The organism is Nocardioides sp. LS1, assembly GCF_003865225.1.
Taxonomy (GTDB): Bacteria; Actinomycetota; Actinomycetes; order Propionibacteriales; family Nocardioidaceae; genus Nocardioides; species Nocardioides ginsengisegetis.
This window is the reverse complement of record NZ_BIFF01000006.1, coordinates 372,453-393,095: the sequence shown is the minus strand read 5'-3', so window position 1 is coordinate 393,095 and position 20,643 is coordinate 372,453. Positions and strand designations below refer to the sequence as shown.

At 70.8% G+C, this 20,643-nt stretch carries 21 protein-coding genes; 14 read left to right on the top strand and 7 right to left on the bottom strand.

The genetic code is table 11. The features are described from left to right. Positions 1-67 precede the first annotated feature (67 nt). On the top strand, positions 68-967 hold the full coding sequence (locus tag EJF31_RS19375; protein WP_125038929.1) for a tyrosine recombinase XerC: 900 nt from the start codon (positions 68-70) through the stop codon (positions 965-967). 3 nt (positions 968-970) lie between these two features. On the opposite strand, the gene EJF31_RS19370 is transcribed toward EJF31_RS19375, so the two are convergent. Next, positions 971-1,627, bottom strand: coding sequence for a M23 family metallopeptidase (locus tag EJF31_RS19370; RefSeq protein ID WP_260430975.1), 657 nt, complete (start codon positions 1,625-1,627; stop codon positions 971-973). Between the two features lie 413 nt (positions 1,628-2,040). On the opposite strand from EJF31_RS19370, the gene rpsB reads away from it, so the two are divergent. The 6 genes from rpsB (at position 2,041) to EJF31_RS19340 (ending at position 6,780) form a co-directional block, all read left to right on the top strand. Next, complete coding sequence (gene rpsB, locus EJF31_RS19365) at positions 2,041-2,976, top strand: 30S ribosomal protein S2 (protein ID WP_125038798.1); 936 nt, start codon at positions 2,041-2,043, stop codon at positions 2,974-2,976. Positions 2,977-3,084: 108 nt separating this feature from the next. Then, on the top strand, positions 3,085-3,897 hold the full coding sequence (tsf, locus tag EJF31_RS19360) for a translation elongation factor Ts (protein ID WP_125038797.1): 813 nt from the start codon (positions 3,085-3,087) through the stop codon (positions 3,895-3,897). Positions 3,898-4,012: 115 nt separating this feature from the next. Beyond that, positions 4,013-4,726: a UMP kinase gene (pyrH, locus tag EJF31_RS19355; RefSeq protein ID WP_125038796.1), complete on the top strand. Its 714-nt coding sequence runs from the start codon at positions 4,013-4,015 to the stop codon at positions 4,724-4,726. A 68-nt stretch (positions 4,727-4,794) separates the two neighbouring features. Continuing rightward, positions 4,795-5,349 (top strand): ribosome recycling factor, encoded by a 555-nt coding sequence (gene frr, locus EJF31_RS19350; protein ID WP_221767672.1) that lies wholly within the window; start codon positions 4,795-4,797, stop codon positions 5,347-5,349. A 17-nt stretch (positions 5,350-5,366) separates the two neighbouring features. Beyond that, on the top strand, positions 5,367-6,254 hold the full coding sequence (locus tag EJF31_RS19345) for a phosphatidate cytidylyltransferase (protein ID WP_125038794.1): 888 nt from the start codon (positions 5,367-5,369) through the stop codon (positions 6,252-6,254). 10 nt (positions 6,255-6,264) lie between these two features. After that, positions 6,265-6,780, top strand: a complete 516-nt coding sequence (locus EJF31_RS19340; RefSeq protein ID WP_125038793.1) for a histidine phosphatase family protein — start codon at positions 6,265-6,267, stop codon at positions 6,778-6,780. Positions 6,781-6,789: 9 nt separating this feature from the next. Here the strand turns inward: EJF31_RS19340 and EJF31_RS19335 are convergent, their stop codons facing one another. After that, positions 6,790-7,770 (bottom strand): CorA family divalent cation transporter, encoded by a 981-nt coding sequence (locus tag EJF31_RS19335; protein ID WP_125038792.1) that lies wholly within the window; start codon positions 7,768-7,770, stop codon positions 6,790-6,792. A 128-nt stretch (positions 7,771-7,898) separates the two neighbouring features. Here EJF31_RS19335 and EJF31_RS19330 point away from each other — a divergent pair, with 128 nt between their 5' ends. Together EJF31_RS19330 and rlmN are read left to right on the top strand one after the other, a co-directional pair. Further along, entirely contained in the window at positions 7,899-8,249 is a 351-nt protein-coding gene (locus EJF31_RS19330) for a hypothetical protein (protein ID WP_125038791.1), read from the top strand. A 43-nt stretch (positions 8,250-8,292) separates the two neighbouring features. After that, positions 8,293-9,438 carry a 23S rRNA (adenine(2503)-C(2))-methyltransferase RlmN gene (gene rlmN / locus EJF31_RS19325; protein ID WP_125038790.1) on the top strand — a complete coding sequence of 382 codons (1,146 nt, stop codon included), beginning with the start codon at positions 8,293-8,295 and terminating at the stop codon, positions 9,436-9,438. Between the two features lie 4 nt (positions 9,439-9,442). Here rlmN and EJF31_RS19320 read toward each other — a convergent pair whose 3' ends face one another. Both EJF31_RS19320 and EJF31_RS19315 read right to left on the bottom strand, forming a co-directional pair. After that, a complete protein-coding gene (locus EJF31_RS19320; protein ID WP_125038789.1) occupies positions 9,443-10,525 on the bottom strand; it encodes an LOG family protein in 1,083 nt (360 codons plus the stop codon). Positions 10,526-10,571: 46 nt separating this feature from the next. Then, entirely contained in the window at positions 10,572-11,438 is an 867-nt protein-coding gene (locus EJF31_RS19315; protein WP_125038788.1) for a serine protein kinase RIO, read from the bottom strand. A 190-nt stretch (positions 11,439-11,628) separates the two neighbouring features. Here EJF31_RS19315 and EJF31_RS19310 point away from each other — a divergent pair, with 190 nt between their 5' ends. Further along, positions 11,629-13,071 carry a M1 family metallopeptidase gene (locus tag EJF31_RS19310; protein WP_125038787.1) on the top strand — a complete coding sequence of 481 codons (1,443 nt, stop codon included), beginning with the start codon at positions 11,629-11,631 and terminating at the stop codon, positions 13,069-13,071. 19 nt (positions 13,072-13,090) lie between these two features. On the opposite strand, the gene EJF31_RS19305 is transcribed toward EJF31_RS19310, so the two are convergent. Together EJF31_RS19305 and EJF31_RS19300 are read right to left on the bottom strand one after the other, a co-directional pair. Further along, a complete protein-coding gene (locus EJF31_RS19305; RefSeq protein ID WP_260430974.1) occupies positions 13,091-14,503 on the bottom strand; it encodes an FAD-binding oxidoreductase in 1,413 nt (470 codons plus the stop codon). Beyond that, positions 14,488-14,952 carry an Lrp/AsnC family transcriptional regulator gene (locus tag EJF31_RS19300; protein WP_125038786.1) on the bottom strand — a complete coding sequence of 155 codons (465 nt, stop codon included), beginning with the start codon at positions 14,950-14,952 and terminating at the stop codon, positions 14,488-14,490. The genes EJF31_RS19305 and EJF31_RS19300 overlap by 16 nt, the downstream gene beginning before the upstream one ends. Before the next feature lie 165 nt (positions 14,953-15,117). On the opposite strand from EJF31_RS19300, the gene EJF31_RS19295 reads away from it, so the two are divergent. Genes EJF31_RS19295 through EJF31_RS19280 form a run of 4 tightly spaced genes read left to right on the top strand, consistent with a single transcriptional unit; the run spans position 15,118 to position 19,118 of the window. Then, a complete protein-coding gene (locus tag EJF31_RS19295) occupies positions 15,118-16,311 on the top strand; it encodes a PotD/PotF family extracellular solute-binding protein (protein ID WP_125038785.1) in 1,194 nt (397 codons plus the stop codon). Next, positions 16,295-17,461, top strand: coding sequence for an ABC transporter ATP-binding protein (locus EJF31_RS19290; RefSeq protein ID WP_125038784.1), 1,167 nt, complete (start codon positions 16,295-16,297; stop codon positions 17,459-17,461). The genes EJF31_RS19295 and EJF31_RS19290 overlap by 17 nt, the downstream gene beginning before the upstream one ends. Then, positions 17,461-18,321, top strand: coding sequence for an ABC transporter permease (locus EJF31_RS19285; protein WP_125038783.1), 861 nt, complete (start codon positions 17,461-17,463; stop codon positions 18,319-18,321). Before EJF31_RS19290 ends, EJF31_RS19285 begins: the two co-directional genes overlap by 1 nt. Further along, positions 18,321-19,118 (top strand): ABC transporter permease, encoded by a 798-nt coding sequence (locus EJF31_RS19280; RefSeq protein ID WP_125038782.1) that lies wholly within the window; start codon positions 18,321-18,323, stop codon positions 19,116-19,118. Before EJF31_RS19285 ends, EJF31_RS19280 begins: the two co-directional genes overlap by 1 nt. Positions 19,119-19,185: 67 nt before the next feature. On the opposite strand, the gene EJF31_RS19275 is transcribed toward EJF31_RS19280, so the two are convergent. Continuing rightward, the gene (locus EJF31_RS19275; RefSeq protein ID WP_125038781.1) at positions 19,186-20,574 is read right to left on the bottom strand and encodes an aspartate aminotransferase family protein; all 1,389 of its coding nucleotides are present in this window, start codon (positions 20,572-20,574) and stop codon (positions 19,186-19,188) included. Positions 20,575-20,643: the final 69 nt, after the last annotated feature.

The window sequence follows — 20,643 nt, the reverse complement described above, 5'->3', positions numbered from 1 at the left end:
TTCGCGAACCTAGACTCGGACGGTGAGCGAGACCGCCGACGACCCGCCCGAGGGGCTGCCCGAGGGCATGGCCCGGGTGCTGGGCGACTACGAGCGGCACCTCACCTCCGAGCGCGACCTCGCCACGCACACGGTCCGGGCCTACATCGGCGACGTGGCCGGCCTCCTCGAGCACGCCACCCGTCTCGGCCAGGACCACGTCACGGACCTCGACCTGCGCACCCTGCGCAGCTGGCTGGCCAAGCAGCAGACCCTCGGCAAGTCCCGCACCACCCTCGCCCGGCGCGCCACGGCGGCGCGGGTCTTCACGGCCTGGCTGCTGCGGACCGGACGGGTCGACGTCGACCCGGGCGCCTCGCTCGCGTCGCCGAAGCCGCACAAGCCGCTGCCGCCCGTCCTGCGCGCCGACGAGGCCGCCGACCTGATCCACGCGGCCGCCGAGCTGGCCGACGACGGGAGCCCGGTCGGCCTGCGCGACGTCGCGATGCTCGAGCTGCTCTACGCCACGGGGGTCCGGGTGGGCGAGCTCGTCGGGCTCGACCTCGACGACATCGACCGGGACCGCCAGGTCGTGCGCGTGTTCGGCAAGGGGCGCAAGGAGCGCACCGTGCCCTTCGGCCGTCCGGCGGCCCGGGCCCTCGCCTTCTGGCTCAAGCAGGGCCGCCCGCACCTGCTGGTGGACGGCTCCGGCCCCGCGGTCTTCCTCGGGGCCCGCGGTCGGCGGATCGACCAGCGCGCCGTGCGCACGCTCGTCCACCGCCGGATCGCCGAGGTCCCGGGTGCGCCCGACATCGGGCCGCACGGGCTGCGGCACACCGCCGCGACCCATCTCCTCGAGGGCGGCGCGGACCTGCGCTCGGTGCAGGAGCTGCTCGGGCACGCGTCGCTGGCCACCACGCAGCTCTACACGCACGTGACGACCGACCGGCTCCGTCGGGCCTACCAGCAGGCCCACCCGCGGGCCTGAGGGCTACGAGAGGGGAAGCGCCTCGAGCAACGGCCGCCACCCGGGGTAGGCGAGCGGCACCGGCAGCGCGGACGACGGCTGCGCGAGCGGCGGGGCGACGGGCTCGTCGCGCCAGAGCGGGAGCAGCCGCACCGGCCCGAAGCCGACCAGCCTCAGCGGGTCGAGGTAGGTCTCGTCCCGGATCCAGCCCCAGTGCAGGCAGGTGCGGGGGAAGCAGTGGGATCCAGCCGTCTCGAGGGTGCCGATCGACGCGCCCGCGGCGACCACCGCACCGCGCACGACGGTCGCGGTCACCGGCTCGTAGGTCGTGCGCGTCTCGCCGTGGTCGACCACCACCACCCCACGGCCGGCGATCCGGCCCACGAACGACACCGTCCCGGCCAGCGCCGCGCGCACCCGTTGACCGGGGGAGCCGAGCAGGTCGACGCCGCGGTGCCCCGACCCCCAGGCCGACGTCGGTGGGTCGAACCCGGCGACCACTGCGGGCTCCGGGGCCAGCGGCCACACGCCCACCGGATCCGGCTCCCCGGGCGTGCCGAGAGCCCGCCCGGGGCCGAGGACGGCCACGAGCAGGCCCAGGACGACGACCACGGCGAGCCCGGGGAGCCGGGTCCGGAGGGCGGTGACCGACGAGGCCATCGAGTGCTGGGGACGGTGCATGGCACGAGCCTGCCCGCGCCCCGGGACGGGCGCCCGACGCCGGGTCTCGACGGTGGAGAACCACCGCGGTCGGCGCCCCTGTGGACGCCTCGCGGCCCGGTCCGTCTCCGATTCGCGGCCCGAGGCCCGCGTCACGTAGTCTGGTCCGCGCAATCCGCATGGAACGCGTGGATTGACTTCGCACGTCCGCAGACCGCGACGGAGCCTGACTTCTGGACTCCGGCCACCCGTGGGCGACGATCCTCGGTCCGGCACCTGGGCAACCAGTCGCCGGTGGGGTCGCGCGCAGGCGTCAGGGCACCCGGCACCCGTCGGGGGCATCGAAACTGAAAACACAACCGGAGCCACCACCGGTGTGTCCTGATCACAAGGGCGCACAGACGGGGTGCGCTCCACACAACAGGAGACATCACATGGCAGTCGTGACCATGCGCCAGCTTCTCGAGAGCGGCGTGCACTTCGGACACCAGACCCGTCGCTGGAACCCGAAGATGAAGCGCTTCATCATGACCGAGCGCAACGGCATCTACATCATCGACCTGCAGCAGTCGCTGGCCTACATCGACCGCTCGTACGCCTTCATCAAGGAGACCGTCGCCAAGGGCGGCACCGTGATGTTCGTCGGCACGAAGAAGCAGGCCCAGGAGGCGATCGCCGAGCAGGCGACCCGCGTCGGCATGCCCTACGTCAACCAGCGCTGGCTCGGCGGCATGCTCACCAACTTCCAGACGGTGCACCAGCGGATCAACCGCCTCAAGGAGCTCGACGAGATCGACTTCGACGACGTGGCCGGCAGCAGCCGCACGAAGAAGGAGCTGCTCCAGATGCGCCGCGAGCGCGACAAGCTGAACAAGTCGCTCGGCGGTATCCGCGAGATGAGCCGCACGCCTTCGGCCGTGTGGATCGTCGACACCAACAAGGAGCACCTGGCCGTCGAGGAGGCGCGCAAGCTGCGCATCCCGATCATCGGCATCCTGGACTCCAACTGCGACCCCGACCTGGTCGACTTCCCGATCCCCGGCAACGACGACGCGATCCGCGCCGTCGGCCTGCTGACCCGCGTCGTCGCCGACGCCGTCGCCGAGGGCCTCATCGCCCGCTCCGGCGCGAAGGCGACCGAGGGTGCTGAGGCCGTGGGTGCCGAGGAGCCGCTGGCCGAGTGGGAGCGCGAGCTGCTCGGTGGCGACGCCGAGAAGGCCGCTGTCGAGGCCACCGGCGGCGACGCCGAGAAGGCCGCCGAGGAGACCCCGGCGTCCGAGGCGACTGGCGCTGCTTCCGAGGGCACCGAGGCGACCGAGGTCGCCGAGGCCGCCACCGAGGCCCCGGCCGCCGACGAGGCCAAGGCCTGACCGTTCCCGACCGCGGCGGCTCCGTACGACGTACGCGAGCCGCCGCGCCGGTGACCGGCGCCCCCAGCACCACGCACTATCACCACGAACCTGAGGGGAAGAGAACCCATGGCGAACATCACCGCCGCCGACGTCAAGAGGCTCCGCGAGCTCTCCGGCGCCGGCATGATGGACTGCAAGAAGGCGCTGACCGAGGCGGACGGCGACTTCGACAAGGCCGCTGAGCTGATCCGCATCAAGCTGGGCAAGAAGGCCGCCGAGCGTGGCGAGACCCGCGAGGCCACGGCCGGCCTGGTCGCCACCTCGGGTGGCGCGCTGGTCGAGCTCAACTGCGAGACCGACTTCGTGGCCAAGGGTGACGAGTTCGTCGCCGTGGCCCAGAAGATCGCCGACGCGGCCAACGCCGCCAAGGCCACCGACACCGAGACCCTCAAGGCCGTCGAGCTCGACGGCTCCACCGTGGGTGAGGTCGTCGCCAACCTGGCCATGACCATCGGCGAGAAGATCGAGCTCGGCCGCGTGGCCTACTTCGAGGGCGACGTCGTCGTCTACATGCACAAGCGTGCCGCCGACCTGCCGCCCGCCGTCGGCGTGCTCGTCGAGTACGACGGTGACGAGGACGCCGCTCGCGCCGCCGCGATGCAGGTGGCCGCGATGCGTCCGCAGTACCTCACGCGTGACGAGGTCCCCGCGGACATCGTCGCCAAGGAGCGCGAGATCGCCGAGGCGACCTCCCGCGAGGAGGGCAAGCCCGAGCAGGCGATCGCCAAGATCACCGAGGGTCGCCTCAACGGCTTCTTCAAGGACGTCGTCCTGCTCGAGCAGCCGTCGGTCACCGAGAACAAGAAGACCGTCAAGGCCGTCCTCGACGCGTCCGGCACCAGCCTGAAGCGGTTCGCCCGTTTCGAGGTCGGCGCCTGACCGGATAGGTTGCAGCCAGACCACACGAGGAGGCCGGTTCGATGACTCAGACACTGATCATCGAACCGGCCTTCTCGCTTGCCCGCCACCCCGCGCAGTGCACGAAGGGACTTCCGTGACCGGCTACAAGCGTGTCCTCCTCAAGCTCTCCGGCGAGGTCTTCGGAGGAGGGAAGGTCGGCGTCGACCCCGACGTCGTCCAGAAGATCGCCCGCGAGATCGCCAACGTCGCCCAGGCCGGCGTCCAGATCGCCGTCGTGACGGGTGGCGGCAACTTCTTCCGTGGCGCCGAGCTCCAGCAGCGCGGCATGGACCGGGTCCGTGCCGACTACATGGGCATGCTCGGCATCGTGATGAACTGCCTCGCCCTCCAGGACTTCCTGGAGAAGATGGACGTCGAGACCCGCGTCCAGACCGCCATCACCATGGGCCAGGTCGCCGAGCCCTACGTCCCGCGCCGCGCCATCCGGCACATGGAGAAGGGCCGCGTGGTCATCTTCGGTGCCGGCATGGGCATGCCGTTCTTCTCCACCGACACCGTCGCGGTCCAGCGGGCACTGGAGAGCAAGTGCGACGTCGTCCTGGTGGCCAAGAGCGGCGTCGACGGCGTCTACAGCGCCGACCCCAAGCTCGACCCCACGGCCACCAAGTACGACAACCTCACCTACGACGAGGCCATCCAGCAGGGCCTGCGGATCATGGACCAGACGGCGTTCGCCCTGTGCGGGGAGAACAAGCTGCCGATGGTCGTCTTCGGCATGGAGCCCGAGGGCAACATCCTGCGCGTCGTGCAGGGTGAGAAGATCGGCACGCTCGTCAGCGCAGGCTGACGGGCCATTCGCACCAGCCTCGACCACCCACGCAACGTCAGCACCCACGCAGTAAGGAAGCAGCCGTGATCAACGACATCCTCAACGAGGCCGACTCCAAGATGGACAAGTCGGTCGACGCGACGCGCGAGGAGTTCGCGGCGATCCGGGCGGGCCGGGCGCAGCCGAGCATGTTCAGCAAGATCACCGTGGACTACTACGGCTCGCCGACCCCGCTCCAGCAGCTGGCGTCGTTCACCGCCCCCGAGGCGCGGATCATCCTGATCCAGCCCTACGACGTGGGTGCGATGGGCAACATCGAGCGGGCCATCCGCGACTCCGACCTCGGCGTGAACCCCTCCAACGACGGCAAGATGCTGCGCTGCGTCTTCCCCGAGCTGACCGAGGAGCGTCGCAAGGAGTACATCAAGGTCGCCAAGGCCAAGGCCGAGGACGGCCGCGTCGCGGTGCGCAACCTGCGCCGCACGGCCAAGCAGGGCCTGGAGAAGCTCGAGAAGGACGGCGAGGTCGGCAAGGACGACGTCACCGGTGCCGAGAAGCGCCTCGACTCGATCACCAAGAAGCACACCGACGCGATCGACGACATGCTGAAGAACAAGGAAGCCGAGCTGCTCGAGGTCTGAGGACCCGGCAACCGACCATGACCGACACCTCGTCCGGCGCCCCGGCGGCGCCGCAGAAGGACCACGGCCGGGCCGGTCGCGACCTGCGCGCGGCCGTCCTGTCCGCGATCGTCCTGCTCGCCGCGATCGGCACCTCGCTGTTCTTCTTCAAGACGGCCTTCATGCTGATCGTCGCGGTCGCGGTCGTGGTGGCCGTCTGGGAGCTCCACCAGGGGATGCTGGCCAAGCACATCGACCTGCCCGAGCAGCCGCTGATGCTGGGCGGCGTCGTCATGGTCGTCGTGGCCTACTTCTACGGCGCGCCGGCGCTCGTCACGGCCACGGCGGTCACGGCGCTGGTCATCATGCTGTGGCTGCTGCGCCGCGGCATCGACGGCTACGTCATGAACGCCACGGCCTCGGTGTTCACGCTCGTCTACGTCCCGTTCCTCGGGTCGTTCGTCGCCCTGATGCTGGCCGAGGGCGGGACGTCGTTCTCCGCCGGCGGCATCGACGACGCGGGCGTCAAGGGCATCATCGCCTTCATCGGTGTCACCATCGCCTCCGACATCGGGGGCTACGTCGCGGGCGTGCTGTTCGGCAAGCACCCCATGGCCCCGGTCATCTCCCCGAAGAAGTCGTGGGAGGGCTTCGCCGGGTCGGCGGTCTTCTGCGGTGCCGCCGGCGTGGCCCTGGTGGTCTACCTGCTCGACGGCGACTGGTGGGTCGGCGTGGCCCTGGGCGCCATCGCGGTCGTGATGGCCACCCTCGGCGACCTGTGCGAGTCGGTGATCAAGCGCGACCTCGGCATCAAGGACATGAGCCAAGTGATCCCGGGCCACGGTGGCCTGATGGACCGGCTCGACTCGCTGCTGGCCACGATCGCCCCGATCTGGCTGCTGCTGCACTACCTCGTCTTCCAGTGAGGGCCCCGGCGTGACGCTCTTCCTGGTCCGCCACGGCCGGCCGGCGATCGACCGGTCGCGTCCCGCCCACGCCTGGGAGCTGGACCCCGCCGGCTTCGACGACGTGTGGGCGCTGCGTGAGTCCGGCCGCCTGCCGCAGCGGGCGGTCTGGTTCTGCTCGCCGGAGCCCAAGGCGGTCGCGACCGCCCAGCTGCTCACCGAGTCCGACGTCGGCATCGTCGACGACCTCCGCGAGCACGTGCGCGACTCCGCCGACTGGATCGAGGACTTCCCGGCCGTCGTACGTCGTGCCTTCGCCGAGCCGCACCTCAGCGCCCATCCCGGCTGGGAGACCGTCGACGCCTGCCGTGACCGGGTCGTCGCCGCCGTCACCCGGATCCGCGACGTGCACGCCGGCGAGGACGTCGTCCTGGTCGGCCACGGCACCGCCTGGACCCTCGCGGTGGCGGGGCTGACCGGCCAGGCCCCCGACCTCGACCGCTGGCAGTCGATGGCCATGCCCGACCTGATCAGGGTCGGCGACTGAGACGCGGCCTCACCACCACCCCTGCCGCCGCGCCCAGCGCAGCAGCAGCAGGCTGATCGCGAGCATCGCGACGAGCACGACGACGAGCTCGATGTAGTGCGTGTGCTGGGAGACGATCATGTTCATGCCGTAGACGGATGCGATCGCGGTGACGGGCAGCGTCACGGCGGCGATGACGGCCAGCCGCTCCATGGCGACGGTCATCTTGGTGTGCACCTTGGTCTGGTAGAGCTCGATCACGCCGAACAGGAAGTGCGACTCCCCGTCGGCCAGCGAGCGCACCCGGTCGAACTGGTCGGCGAGGTCGCGGGCCCAGGTGGAGTCGCGGTCGTCGGCGATCCGGTGGATGCCGGCCATCCGGACCCAGATGTCGTGGCACTGGGCCGCCATCGTGCGGGTGGTGATCAGCTCGTGGCGGATCAGGAACATGGTCTCGAGCAGCGCCTCCGGGTCGCGCATCTGCGAGGTCATCACCTGCTGCTCCAGGCCTGGCAGCTTCTCCGCGACCTGCCGGATCAGCCCGCTCTGCCGGCGCGCGACCGCCGAGGTGATCGCGTAGGACAGCTCGGCGGGGGAGGAGGGATGGAAGCGCTCGCCCTCGATCCGGGCCAGGACGCCGGCCGTCTCGAGCAGCGCCACGTCCAGCGGCACCTCGGGGTTGATGGGGCCGTGCACGGTGACCAGGTAGTGGTGGCCGACGATCTGGTCCAGCTCGAGCAGGTGCACGTGGCCGGCCCGGCCCAGGAAGGGGGACTGCGTCGTGACGAACACGTGGTCGTCGTACCCGTGCACGGTCGGGACGTAGTTCCGCTGCCGGCAGCCCTCGACCACCATCGGGTGGCAGCCCAGCCCGGTCAGCAGGGCATCGGCGTCCTCGTCCCACACGGGCACGTCGACCCACCAGAAGCCCTCGTCGTGGGCGAAGAGCTCCACCACGTCGTCGGGCTCGCGCCGGTGCGCGCCCGACGCGTCGAGGAACCAGACCTCCATGGCCCCAGCGTGGCGGGCGCGGGGCACCGCGACAAGCACCACGGCGGCACCACGACAGGTGCCGGCGTGATGAGCGTCCCGCGCGGAGGTCCGTGCTTCGGGGCGCGGTCTCTGAGAGGATCGGCGAGATGACCACCGAGCAGACTCCCCGGGACGGCGCCGTCGATCGGCAGCCGGACTGGTGGCACCGCGACCACCCGACGTTCACGGCCCTGACGGGCTTCTTCGCCGGGCTCGCGTTCGTGATCGTGATCCCCGGGGTCTTCGCCGGCATCCTGCACCTGCTCTTCGACGACCACACCGCCGAGGACCTCTTCCCGCTGGTCCTGGTCATGCTGGGCGTCCCGGCCGCCCTGGTCACGGCCCCGCGTACGCGCCGCTTCGGCCTCTACATGCTGATCGGCATGGTCGCCACGGCCCTCGTCGTGGGCGGCGTGACGGCGCTCGTGCTGTGGTACCTCTTCCAGTACCAGGACTGACGTTTCGCCACCGGGTGTGCCCGGATGGGATGATCGGGGCCTGATGTCCTCCCCTGACGCCTCCGACAGCACCCCCGTGAAGACCCTGCCCCTGGTCTTCGACGAGCCGCGCGGCCGCAAGAAGCCCCCGCGTCACCTCGCCGACCTCACCGCCGAGGAGCGCAAGGCGCTGCTCGCCGAGCAGGGCCTCCCGGGCTTCCGCGCCAAGCAGCTCAGCACCCACTACTTCTCCCGTCTGGTCGACGACCCGGCCGAGATGACCGACCTGCCGGCCGGCCAGCGCGACGACCTCGTCGCCGCGCTGCTGCCCACGCTGATGACGCCGCTGCGAACGCTCGAGGCCGACAAGGGCACCACCCGCAAGACCCTGTGGAAGCTCTTCGACGGGGCACTCGTCGAGTCGGTGCTGATGCGCTACCCCGGCCGCGTCACCATGTGCGTCTCGAGCCAGGCCGGCTGCGGCATGGCCTGCCCCTTCTGCGCCACCGGCCAGGGCGGCCTGCAGCGCAACATGTCCACCGCCGAGATCGTCGAGCAGGTCGTCGCCGGCGCCCGGGCGCTCGCCCGCGACGAGGTCCCGGGCGGTCCGGGTCGCGTCTCCAACGTGGTCTTCATGGGGATGGGCGAGCCGCTGGCCAACTACAAGGCCGTCATCGGCGCCGTACGCCGGCTCACCGACCCCACCCCCGACGGCCTCGGCATGTCGGCCCGCGGCATCACCGTCTCCACCGTCGGCCTGGTGCCCCGGATGAAGCAGCTGACCGAGGAGGGCATCCCGGTCACCCTCGCCCTCAGCCTGCACGCGCCGGATGACGAGCTCCGCAACGAGCTCGTCCCGATCAACACCCGCTTCTCGGTCGCCGAGACCGTCGAGGCGGCCTGGGACTACGCCGAGAAGACCAAGCGCCGGGTCTCCATCGAGTACGCCATGATGCGCGGCATCAACGACCAGGCGTGGCGCGCCGACCTGCTCGGCGACGTCCTGAACTCCTACGGCGACTGGGGCTGGGTGCACGTCAACCTGATCCCGCTCAACCCCACGCCGGGCTCGAAGTGGACCGCCTCGGACCCCAAGGACGAGCGCGAGTTCGTCCGCCGGCTCGAGGCCAAGGGCATCCCGACGACGGTCCGGGACACGCGCGGCAGCGACATCGACGGGGCCTGCGGCCAGCTCGCCGCCGTCGAGTAGCCGCTCAGCAGCCCTCGGCCACCAGGTCCGCCGCCTCCTCGACCGAGTCGACGAGGTGCACCCGCCCCTCCATCGGGCGTCCGCGGGCGAGGGAGGACAGCAGCGGCCAGGCCGGCAGCGTGCCGGTCCAGTACGTCGCCCCCACGAGCACCATCGGCGCGACCGACGACTCGTCGGCGTAGTAGTTCTCGCACGCGTCCTGGAAGACCTCCTGCACGGTGCCGCCGGCGCCGGGGAGGAAGACGATGCCCGCGTCGCAGACCTCGAGCAGGATCGCCTCGCGCGTGGCGTTGCGGAAGTACTTCGCGATCGCGGTGGCGAAGACGTTGGGCGGCTCGTGCCCGTAGTGCCAGGTCGGGATCCCGAGCGACTCGGTGTCCGCGGGCAGCTCGACCTCGAGAGCGGCACGCACCCAGGCGTCGACCGAGGGCCGGTACGACGGCACGGCGGCCAGCGACCCCAGGGCCTCGTCCAGGGCGTCGGCCGGTCGGGACGACAGGCGGCTGCCCAGGTTGGCCGCCTCCATCGCGCCCGGGCCGCCGCCGGTCGCCACCACGTGGTCGCGGCCGAGCAGCCTCCCGAGGGCCGCCGCCGCGGCGTACTCCTCCGAGCCGCGCTCGGCGGCGTGCCCGCCCATCACGCCGACCAGGCGCCGCGTCGCGGTCCACGCGGTGAGTGCCTCGTCGATCGCGTGGTCGTGCAGGGCGCGGGCGAGGGTCGCGTCGGGGTCGCCGGTCCGCTGCGACCACGCGTAGGCGCGGGCGTCCGTGGTGGCGCGGTAGGAGGGTGCGTCGTAGAGCTCCGCGGCGGTGTAGAGCCCGGCACGGTAGGTGTCGACCGGCACGCCCGGGATCGCCGGGAGGACCAGGGCTCCCGTCGCCTCGAGCCGTGCGGCCTCGCCCTCGGCGAAGGTGCAGCCCAGGAACGTCGCGCCGGCCGTGCGGGCGCCGGCCAGCGCGGCGCCCCGGTCCGAGAGGTCCACGTCCTGCACTCGCCACCCCGACAGCGACCCGGCGCCCGCGCCGATCCGCCGGTCGAACTCGGCCAGGGACTCGACGTGGACCACGCGGCCTCGGGAACGCCTCACGCGGCGAACCTAGACCACGCTGGGCCGGCGCACCCCTGACGCGGTCTCAAAAGGCGTGAGCCATCAGGTCACCGAAGAGGTCGTGCTCGTCGACGTCGAGGCCCCGCGCCCGGAACCACGTGCACATGTTGGTGCAGTCGCGGAGCAGGAAGTCCATGCCGTTGACGTTGCCCACCAGGTCGACGATCTGCGGCAGGTCGATGATGACCAGCCGCTCTCCGGCCGCGAGGGTGTTGTACGGCGAGAGGTCGCCGTGGACGATCCCGTCCTGCACCATCGTGGCCATCGCGTCCCGGAGCTGGTCGAAGTACGACGCCAGCAGGACCGGGTCGGGCCGGGTCTGCGCCAGCCGCGGGGCGGTCATCGTGCCGTCCTCGCCCTCGACGGTGATCCACTCCATGAGGATCTCGGTGCCGTCGATCTGGACGGGGTAGGGGACCGGCAGCCCCAGCTCGTGGCAGCGCTTGAGGGCGTCCCACTCCGAGATCGCCCACTCGCCGGCGGCGACGATCCGGCCCCACGTGCTGTTGCGCTTGAGGGCACGCTCGTCGCGCGAGCGCTTCATGCTGCGGCCCTCGGTGTAGGACGCGGCGCGGTGGAAGTTGCGGTGGTCGGTGCTGCGGTAGCGCTTGGCCACCATGACGACCGACTCCCCGAGGGCCTCGGATCCGGGGACGGCGCGCTCCAGCAGGAACGCGTCGGCCTCCTTGCCGGTCTTGAGGATGCCGAGGTCGGTGTCGAGGGCGGCCTGGGAGGTCACCACCCAGTCGGGGCGCGGCTGCGGACCCCGGCAGAGCGGCTCGACGCTCAGCCAGGTCGACCAGCGCTGGCCGTCCGGGAGGTCGTCGTCGTACGCCTCGAAGTCGAAGACGAAGGAAGGGTCAAGCTCGTGTTGCGTGAAGTCCTGGGACATCGGTGTGGGTGCTCCATGAGGTGAGAGGGGTGCGGTCTGCGGACAGGCCGGGGACAGTCATCGACATGTCACGGCTCCTCTCGGTCATGGGCACGGCTGCGGAAGTGGCAGCACCCGGGGCGGGACCATCGTGGAGGTCCCGCCCCGGGCGCCGCAAGCGGTTTTCCGACGGGCTGGGTAGGTTCTGCTCGTGACGCTCTCGCCCCGCCGCTGGGCTGCCCTGGCCACGTCCGCCCTCGTCCTGGGCGTGCTGCCCGGCGCGGTGCCGGCGGTCGCCGACCCCGCCCCGACGGCGGCCGAGATGCCGTCACCCGGGGCCGCCGGGATGGGCGACCCCTACTTCCCGCTGGACGGCAACGGCGGCATCGACGTGGTCCGCTACGAGGTGCACGACACCTACGACTTCACGACCCGGCACCTGTCCGGCTGGACCCGCCTGACGGTCCGCGCCACCCAGGCGCTGAGCCGCTTCGACCTCGACCTGCTGCTCCCGGTGCAGGGCGTGACCGTCGACGGGGTGCCTGCGGCTTACGCCAAGCCCGACCTGCACGAGCTGCGGGTGACGCCCGCCTCACCGATCGCGCGGGGCGACCGCTTCCAGGTGCTGGTGCGCTACGCCGGCCAGCCCGAGAAGCTCGGCTGGAACGGCGAGCACAACTGGCTCGCCGACGACTCCGAGGTCGTGGCGATGAACGAGCCGCACATGGCGCCGTGGTGGTTCCCGGCCAACGACCACCCGCGCGACCGGGCGCTGATGGACCTCCACATCACCACGGCCGCCGACAAGCAGGTCGTCGCCAACGGGCACCTCGTGGGTCGCGAGGTCAACGGTCGACGCGCGACGACCCACTGGCGCGCGGCCGAGCCGATGGTGCCCTACCTCGCCTTCTTCGCGGCCGGCCACTTCGTCATCCGACACGGCGTCCACGACGGGCTTCCGTGGTACGTCGCGGTGTCCGACCGCATCCCCACCTCGACCCGCAACGCCTCCCTGCGGCTCATGGAGCGCACCCCGGGCATCGTGACCTGGCTCGAGCGCCAGCTCGGGCACTACCCGTTCGCCGACACCGGCGGCCTGACGACCAGCCTCAACCCGGGCTTCGCGCTGGAGAACCAGACCCGGCCGACGTACCCCGTCCTGACCTCCGAGGCCGTCACCACCGTCGTGCACGAGCTGGCCCACCAGTGGTTCGGCGACTCCGTGGCCATCGCCAACTGGCGCGACATCTGGCTCAACGAGGGCGCGGCCACCTTCATGGAGGCGCGGTACGCCGAGACCCACGGTGGCCAGTCGGCGCAGCAGTGGCTGGAGTACTGGTACGACACCCTCGCCGACGACGCCGACTTCTGGACGCTCCAGGTCGACGACCCGGGCCGCGACCACATCTTCGACTGGCAGGTCTACCAGCGCGGCGGGATGGCCCTGCAGGCGCTGCGGCACCGGATCGGCAACGACGACTACTGGCGGCTGCTGCGTCAGTGGGTGCACTCGCGGGCCGGCGACAACGGCGCCACCCGGCAGTTCGAGGCGCTCGCCGAGCAGGTCAGCGGGCAGCAGCTCGACGGGTTCTTCAAGGCCTGGCTGGTCGACCCCACCCGGCCCGCCCGCACGGCGGCGAACGGCCTGGGCTGACGATCGCCGCTCGGCGGGCTCAGCCGCCGATCAGCGGTCCCACGGCCCGGGCGACGAGGCTCGGCTGCCGGGTGAGGGACTCCTCGGCGTCGGCGAGGGTCATCGCGCGCAGGCCGACGTTGATGCCGAGCCACCGCAGCGGCTCGCGCTCCCACACGCGGGACCGGTGGCCGACCCACGGCAGCCGGGTCAGGTCGGTGTCGTGGCCCAGCACCAGGTCGCGCAGGGTGCGGCCGGCGAGGTTGGTGGTGCTGACGCCGTCGCCGACGTAGCCGCCCGCCCACGCGAGGCCGGTCGCGCGGTCCAGCCCGACCGAGGCGCACCAGTCGCGGGGGATGCCCAGGGCGCCGCCCCATGCGTGGGTCACGCGGGTGCCGGCGAGCACCGGGAAGAGCGTGGTCATCGCGTCGTAGAGGCTGGCGAAGACCTTCTCGTCGTGGTCGAACCCCGGGCGGACCCGCGAGCCGAGGTGGTACGGCGCCCCCCGCCCGCCGAACACGAGCCGGTCGTCGGCCGTGCGCTGGCCGTAGACGATCAGGTGCCGGTGGTCGGTGAAGGTCTCCCGCCGGGCCAGCCCGATCCGGTCCCACACGTCGGCGGGCAGCGGCGCGGTGGCGATGACGAGCGAGTAGACCGGCGCGAGGGTGCGGTGCTCCCCGGCCAGCGAGGGGGTGTAGCCCTCGGTCGCCCGGACGACCGTGTCGGCCCGCACGGTGCCGTGCTTGGTCCGCGCGAGACCCGGCTCGATCGCGGTGACGCGGGTGCGCTCGTGGATCGTGACGCCGCGCCGCTCGACGGCGCGGGCCAGCCCGCGGACGAGCTTGGCGGGGTGGATCGCCATGCAGTCGGGCGTGTACGTCGCCCCGCGCGTGCCGGTCGCGTCGAGGACGGCCGTGGCCGCGCGGCGGTCGAGGAGCCGCAGGTCGTCCTCCCCGCGGCCCCAGGACCGTGCGTGCTCCACCTCCGCGCGGGCGCGCCGCCACTGCGCACCGGTCCGGGCCACCGTGATCGTGCCGCCGTGGGCCAGGTCGGCGTCGATGCCCTCGGCGCGGGCGACCCGGGCGACCTCGTCGACCGTGGCCCGCATCGCGGCGTGCTGGGCCAGGGCCGCGTCGCGGCCGCTCGCCGCCGCCAGCTTGTCCAGGGAGGCGGGGAACAGGGCCGAGCACCAGCCGCCGTTGCGCCCGGAGGCGCCGTACCCCGCCACCTCGGCCTCGAGGACGACGATCCGCAGCGTCGGGTCGGCCTCGGCGAGGTAGTGGGCGGTCCACAGGCCGGTGTAGCCCGCACCGACGATCGCGACGTCGGCCTCGGTGTCGCCGGGCAGCGCCGCGCGGGGGGTCCAGTCGTCGCCGGCGGTGTCGTGCCAGAGCGACAACCGGTCGTAGGGCCGGTCGCGGCCGGGTCGACGGAGGCTCAGCGCACGCCCCACGAGTAGGTCTGCTTGCGGAGCCGGAGGTACATGAACGTCTCGGTGGCGACGACGCCCTCGATGGTCCGGATCCGGTCCGAGATCAGCTCGAGCAGGTGCTCGTCGCTCTCGCAGACGACCTCGACGAGGAGGTCGAAGGAGCCTGCGGTGACCACGACGTAGTCGACCTCCTCGAGCTCGGCGATGCGGTCGGCGGCCTTCTCCAGCGGACCGGTGACGCGGATGCCGACCATGGCCTGCCGGGCGAAGCCGAGCTCGAGCGGGTCGGTGACCGCGACGACCTGCATGACGCCGCTGTCGGTGAGCCGCTGGACGCGCTGCCGGACGGCCGCCTCGGAGAGCCCGACGACCTTGCCGATCGCCGCGTAGGAGCGTCGTCCGTCCTGCTGGAGCTGCTCGATGATCGCCTTGCTGACGTCGTCGAGCTGGGTCGGGGGCTTCCTCGTCATGGGCCGAAGCCTGTCAGGGGGACCGGGTCAGGTCAAAGGTTTCGGCAGTGTCGCCGAAACAAGGGATTTCGTTGCGCAGAGGTTTCGGTTCGACGGGATCGCTTGTCGGGGACCCCCGGGCATGACACGATCCGAGCATCGAGAGCAAACACTCGAAGGAGTCAGATGCCACGAGGAAGCGCGTCCGGCCGGCCCGGGCTGTCGCGCCGGGGACTGCTCAAGGGCGCGGGAGGACTGGCCTTCGGCGGGCTCAGCATCGCCGCGCTCGACCTGCCGTTCTTCGACGTCCCGGGAGCCCAGCAGGACCCGTTGACGTGCCGGGCGCGCGACGTGTCCGCCTCGGAGCGCGAGCTGGTGATCAGCAACTGGCCCGGCTACATCGACCCGCGGCGCCAGAAGGGCAACACCCGCGACGAGTTCGAGGCCCAGACGGGCATCACGGTGAAGTACACCGACGACATCAACGCCAACACCGAGTTCTACGCCAAGGTCAAGAACCAGCTCGGCACCTGCCAGCCCATCGGCCGCGACATGATCGTCCTGACCGACTGGATGGCCGCCCGGATGATCGGCCTGGGCTGGATCCAGCCGCTGGACCCCGCCAAGGTGCCCAACGTCCACCAGAACCTCCTCCAGGCGCTGCGGGGGAGGGCGTGGGACAAGACCGCGAAGTACCACGCGCCGTGGCAGACCGGCTTCACCGGCATCGCCTACAACGCCGCCAAGACCGGCGAGATCAAGAGCTTCGGCGAGCTCCTGGACAACCCCGACCTCAAGGGACGCGTCACGCTGCTCAACGAGATGCGCGACACGATGGGCTTCCTGCTCAAGCTCGTCGGCGCCGAGCCCCAGAACTTCACCGCGGACCAGTGGGCCAACGCGATCGACCGGCTCCGCGGATCGGTGTCCAACGGGCAGATCCGGGCCTTCACCGGCAACGACTACACCCAGGACCTGGCGGCCGGGAACCTCCTGGCCTGCGAGGCGTGGTCGGGCGACGTGATCCAGCTCCAGTTCGACAACCCCGACATCAAGTTCGTGACGCCGGAGGAGGGCCTGGCCATCTGGAGCGACAACATGATGGTGCCCAACCTGGCCACCCACGAGGCCAACGCCGAGGAGTGGATCAACTTCTACTACGACCCGGTCAACGCCGCGAAGCTGGCGGCCTGGGTCAACTACATCTGCCCGGTCGAGGGCGCCCAGCAGGAGATGGAGAAGATCGATGCCTCCCTCGTCGACAACAAGCTGATCTTCCCCGACGAGGACATGCTGTCGAAGACGTGGGACTTCATGGCGCTCGATGACCGGCAGCAGATCCAGTACGAAGGAGAGTGGTCCGATGTCTCAGGTGGCTGAGAGCGACGTGGTGGACGAGGCTGCGGAGTCCTTCGAGGGGCTGCGGCTGCGGTCGGTGACGAAGTCCTTCGGTGCGTTCGAGGCCGTCCACGACCTCGACCTCGACGTACCCCGTGGCACGTTCTTCGCGCTCCTCGGCCCCTCGGGCTGCGGCAAGACCACGACCCTGCGGATGGTGGCCGGCCTGGAGACGCCCACGGCCGGGACCATCACCCTCGCCGGGCAGGACATCACCGCCGCCAAGCCCTACCACCGGCCGGTCAACACCGTCTTCCAGAGCTATGCGCTGTTCCCGCACCTCGACATCTTCGAGAACGTCGCGTTCGGGCTACGCCGCCGCAAGAAGGCCGACGTCAAGCAGCAGGTCGCCGACATGCTCGAGCTCGTCGAGCTGACCAGCCAGGCCCGCAAGAAGCCGGCCCAGCTGTCCGGCGGCCAGCAGCAACGGGTGGCGCTGGCCCGGGCGCTGATCAACAAGCCCGAGGTGCTGCTGCTCGACGAGCCGCTCGGGGCGCTCGACCTCAAGCTGCGCCGCTCGATGCAGATCGAGCTCAAGCGGATCCAGACCGAGGTCGGGCTGACGTTCATCCACGTCACCCACGACCAGGAGGAGGCCATGACCATGGCCGACACGGTCGCGGTCATGAACAAGGGCGTCATCGAGCAGATGGGTGCCCCCGCCGAGCTCTACGAGAACCCCCAGTCCACGTTCGTGGCCAACTTCCTGGGCCAGTCCAACCTGATCGAGGGCACCATCCGGTCGCGCGCCGCCGACGTGGTCAGCGTGGAGATGCACGGCATCGGGGTCACGGTCCCGACCGAGCGCACGCACGCCGAGGGCGACCAGGGCTGGGTCGGGATCCGGCCGGAGAAGGTGCTGATCGGGGAGGAGGGCGAGGCCCTCGATGCCCCGGGCAACACCATCCCCGGCGGTGTCGTCACCGACGTGAGCTTCTTCGGCGTCAGCACGCAGTACCTCGTCCGGATGCCGTGGGGCCAGGAGCTCCAGGTCTTCGAGCAGAACACCGGACGGCGTCGGATCTTCCGCCAGGGCGACCGCGTCGAGCTGTCCTGGCGACCCGAGTACGCCTTCCTCCTCGACCACAGCCAGGACGCCGAGGCCGGCGCCCAGCGGCGCGAGGAGGGTTGATGAGCGAGACGGTCCGGCGCCGCGGCGGCACCGGCTACCTCCTGCTCCTGCCGGGACTCCTGTGGCTCGGCCTCTTCTTCGTGGTGCCGCTCTACTCCCTGGTCGCCACCAGCCTGTTCGACCCGAGCGGCTCGGACTTCCGCGGCTACACGATGGACTGGTCGTGGAGCAACTACTCCGACGCGCTCTCGACGTACTGGAGCCCCCTGGTCAGGTCGCTGCTGTACGGCGGCGCCGCGACCTTGCTCTGCCTGCTGCTCGGCTACGTGCTGGCCTACGCGATCGCCTTCAAGTCCGGCCGGTGGAAGAACCTCCTGCTGGTGCTGGTGATCGCGCCGTTCTTCACGAGCTTCCTGATCCGCACCCTGTCGTGGAAGCTGATCCTGGCCGACGACGGCTTCGTGGTGAACACCCTCCAGGCCGTGCACGTGCTCGGTGCGGACGGCCGGCTCCTGGCCACGCCGGCCGCCGTCATCGCGGGCCTGACCTACAACTTCCTGCCCTTCATGGTGCTGCCGCTCTTCGCCAGCCTCGACAAGATCGACCACCGGCTGATCGAGGCGTCCGGCGACCTCTACGCCAACCCGTTCGTCGGGTTCTGGAAGGTCACCTGGCCGCTGTCGCTCCCGGGCGTGGTGTCCGGGACGCTGCTGACGTTCATCCCGGCGGCCGGTGACTTCATCAACGTGCAGCTGCTGGGCAGCCCCAACCAGGCGATGGTCGGCACCAAGATCCAGAGCCTGTTCACCGACGCCAACGACTACCCGTCGGCGGCCGCGCTGTCGGTGATCCTGATGGTGCTGATCGTGGCGATGGTCCTCGTCTACGTCCGCCGGGCCGGGACGGAGGACCTGCTGTGATGCGCTGGTTCCGGGAGCGGATCGTGCTCCTGCTCGGGCTGCTCGTCCTCGTCTACACGTTCGTGCCGATCGCGATCGTGATCGGGATGAGCTTCAACGACCCGCCGAGCCGCAACGTCTACGCCTTCCACAAGTTCACGCTGTCCAACTGGGCCAACCCGTGCCTGGACCCGAGCATGTGCTCGGCACTGGGGCGCAGCGTCGAGATCGGGCTGCTCGCCACGCTCGGGGCGACCGTGCTCGGCACCCTCGCGGCGTTCGCGCTGGTGCGCCACGACTTCGTGGGCCGCTCGGCGACCAACCTGCTGATCTTCCTGCCCATGGCCGCGCCCGAGATCGTGATGGGCTCCTCGCTGCTGGCGCTCTTCGTGGCCGCCGGCTTCAGCGGTCAACTGGGCTTCTGGACGATCCTGATCGCCCACGTGATGTTCTGCCTGTCCTTCGTCGTCGTGACCGTGCGGGCCCGGCTGGCCGGGATGGACGACACGCTCGAGCAGGCGGCGATGGACCTCTACGCCACCCCTGCCCAGACGTTCTGGCGGGTCACGTTCCCGCTGGTCTTCCCCGGCATCCTGGGCGCCGCGCTGCTGAGCTTCTCGCTCTCCTTCGACGACTTCATCATCACCAACCTCAACGCCGGCCAGACCACGACGTTCCCGATGTACGTCTGGGGCGTCGCCCAGCGCGGTGTCCCGATGCAGGTCAACGTGATCGGGACGGTGATGTTCCTCGTCTCGGTGCTGATCGTGCTGGGTGGCGAGGCCAACAACCGGCGCCGGAGCCGGGCGCTGACCTGAGTCGCCCGCCGGACGTCGTACGGACGGGCACACGTCGGCTCCGCCCGCATGACGTGGCGCGGAGACCTCAGACCAGCGACGAGGCCTTGTCCAGGACCACGCGCAGGATCTGCTCGATCTCGTCGAAGTGCTCCTGGGTGCAGATCAGCGGCGGGGAGAGCTGGATGACCGGGTCGCCCCGGTCGTCGGCGCGGCAGTAGAGGCCCTCGTCGTACAACGCCTTGGACAGGAAGCCGCGCAGCAGCTTCTCGGCCTCCTCGTCGTTGAAGGTCTCCTTGGTGTCCTTGTCCTTGACCAGCTCGATCCCGTAGAAGTAGCCGTCGCCGCGGACGTCGCCCACGATCGGCAGGTCCAGCAGCCGCTCCAGGGTCGCCCGGAACGCACCCTCGTTGTCGCGGACGTTCTCCAGCACCTTCTCGTTCTCGAAGATGTCGAGGTTGGCCATCGCCACGGCCGTGGAGACCGGGTGGCCGCCGAAGGTGTAGCCGTGGGCGAAGGACTCGTGGCCCTGCAGGAAGGGCGCCATCAGCCGCTCCGAGGCGATCATCGCGCCGAGCGGTGCGTAGCCCGAGGTGATGCCCTTGGCGCAGGTGATCATGTCGGGCTGGTAGCCGTAGCGCTCCGCGCCGAACATGTGGCCGAGTCGGCCGAAGGCGCAGATCACCTCGTCGGAGACCAGCAGTACGTCGTGCTCGTCGCAGATCTCGCGGACCCGCTGGAAGTAGCCGGGCGGGGGCGGGAAGCAGCCGCCGGCGTTCTGCACCGGCTCGAGGAACACCGCGGCCACCGTGTCGGGACCCTCGTTCTCGATCGCGACCGCGATCTGGTCGGCGGCCCAGCGGCCGAAGGCCTCCGGGTCGCTGCCGTCGAGGAAGCCGCCGGTGATCTCCGAGGCGCGGTAGGCGTTGGTGTTGGGCACCCGGAACGTCGAGGGCACCAGCGGCTCGAACTGCTGCTTGAGCCCCGGCAGCCCGGTGATCGACAGCGCACCCTGGGTGGTGCCGTGGTAGGCGATCGCGCGGCTGATCACCTTGTGCTTCATCGGCTTGCCGGTGAGCTTGAAGTAGTTCTTGGCGAGCTTCCACGCGGTCTCGACGGCCTCGCCGCCGCCGCTGGTGAAGAAGACGCGGTTGAGGTCGCCCGGCGCGTAGCCGGCGACCCGCTCGGCCAGCTGGATCGCCGAGGGGTGCGCGTAGGACCACAGCGGCATGAACGCCAGCTCGCGGGCCTGGGCGGCCGCGGCGTCGGCGAGCTCGGTGCGCCCGTGGCCCAGCTGGGAGACGAAGAGCCCGGCGAGCGCGTCGAGGTAGCGCTTGCCCTTGGCGTCCCAGATGTAGGGACCCTCGCCCCGCACGATGACCGGCACGTCGGCGTGGTCATAGGTGGAGTGCCGCGTGAAGTGCATCCACAGGTGGTCCTTGGCGGCGCGCTGGAGGTGGTCGTAGTCCGGGTGCATACGGACCATCGTGGACGGTTCACCCCCCGACAGGCAAGCGAATCCGTGGTGTGGGGCCAGATTTCACAC

Excerpts from the sequence above, each read along its gene's own strand:
- EJF31_RS19375 (WP_125038929.1), top strand. The coding sequence starts at position 68 with ATGGCCCGGGTGCTGGGCGACTACGAGCGGCACCTCACCTCCGAGCGC.
- EJF31_RS19370 (WP_260430975.1), bottom strand. The coding sequence starts at position 1,627 with ATGCACCGTCCCCAGCACTCGATGGCCTCGTCGGTCACCGCCCTCCGG.
- rpsB (WP_125038798.1), top strand. The coding sequence starts at position 2,041 with ATGGCAGTCGTGACCATGCGCCAGCTTCTCGAGAGCGGCGTGCACTTC.
- tsf (WP_125038797.1), top strand. The coding sequence starts at position 3,085 with ATGGCGAACATCACCGCCGCCGACGTCAAGAGGCTCCGCGAGCTCTCC.
- EJF31_RS19345 (WP_125038794.1), top strand. The coding sequence starts at position 5,367 with ATGACCGACACCTCGTCCGGCGCCCCGGCGGCGCCGCAGAAGGACCAC.
- EJF31_RS19335 (WP_125038792.1), bottom strand. The coding sequence starts at position 7,770 with ATGGAGGTCTGGTTCCTCGACGCGTCGGGCGCGCACCGGCGCGAGCCC.
- EJF31_RS19330 (WP_125038791.1), top strand. The coding sequence starts at position 7,899 with ATGACCACCGAGCAGACTCCCCGGGACGGCGCCGTCGATCGGCAGCCG.
- rlmN (WP_125038790.1), top strand. The coding sequence starts at position 8,293 with ATGTCCTCCCCTGACGCCTCCGACAGCACCCCCGTGAAGACCCTGCCC.
- EJF31_RS19315 (WP_125038788.1), bottom strand. The coding sequence starts at position 11,438 with ATGTCCCAGGACTTCACGCAACACGAGCTTGACCCTTCCTTCGTCTTC.
- EJF31_RS19300 (WP_125038786.1), bottom strand. The coding sequence starts at position 14,952 with ATGACGAGGAAGCCCCCGACCCAGCTCGACGACGTCAGCAAGGCGATC.
- EJF31_RS19295 (WP_125038785.1), top strand. The coding sequence starts at position 15,118 with ATGCCACGAGGAAGCGCGTCCGGCCGGCCCGGGCTGTCGCGCCGGGGA.
- EJF31_RS19290 (WP_125038784.1), top strand. The coding sequence starts at position 16,295 with ATGTCTCAGGTGGCTGAGAGCGACGTGGTGGACGAGGCTGCGGAGTCC.
- EJF31_RS19285 (WP_125038783.1), top strand. The coding sequence starts at position 17,461 with ATGAGCGAGACGGTCCGGCGCCGCGGCGGCACCGGCTACCTCCTGCTC.
- EJF31_RS19280 (WP_125038782.1), top strand. The coding sequence starts at position 18,321 with ATGCGCTGGTTCCGGGAGCGGATCGTGCTCCTGCTCGGGCTGCTCGTC.
- EJF31_RS19275 (WP_125038781.1), bottom strand. The coding sequence starts at position 20,574 with ATGCACCCGGACTACGACCACCTCCAGCGCGCCGCCAAGGACCACCTG.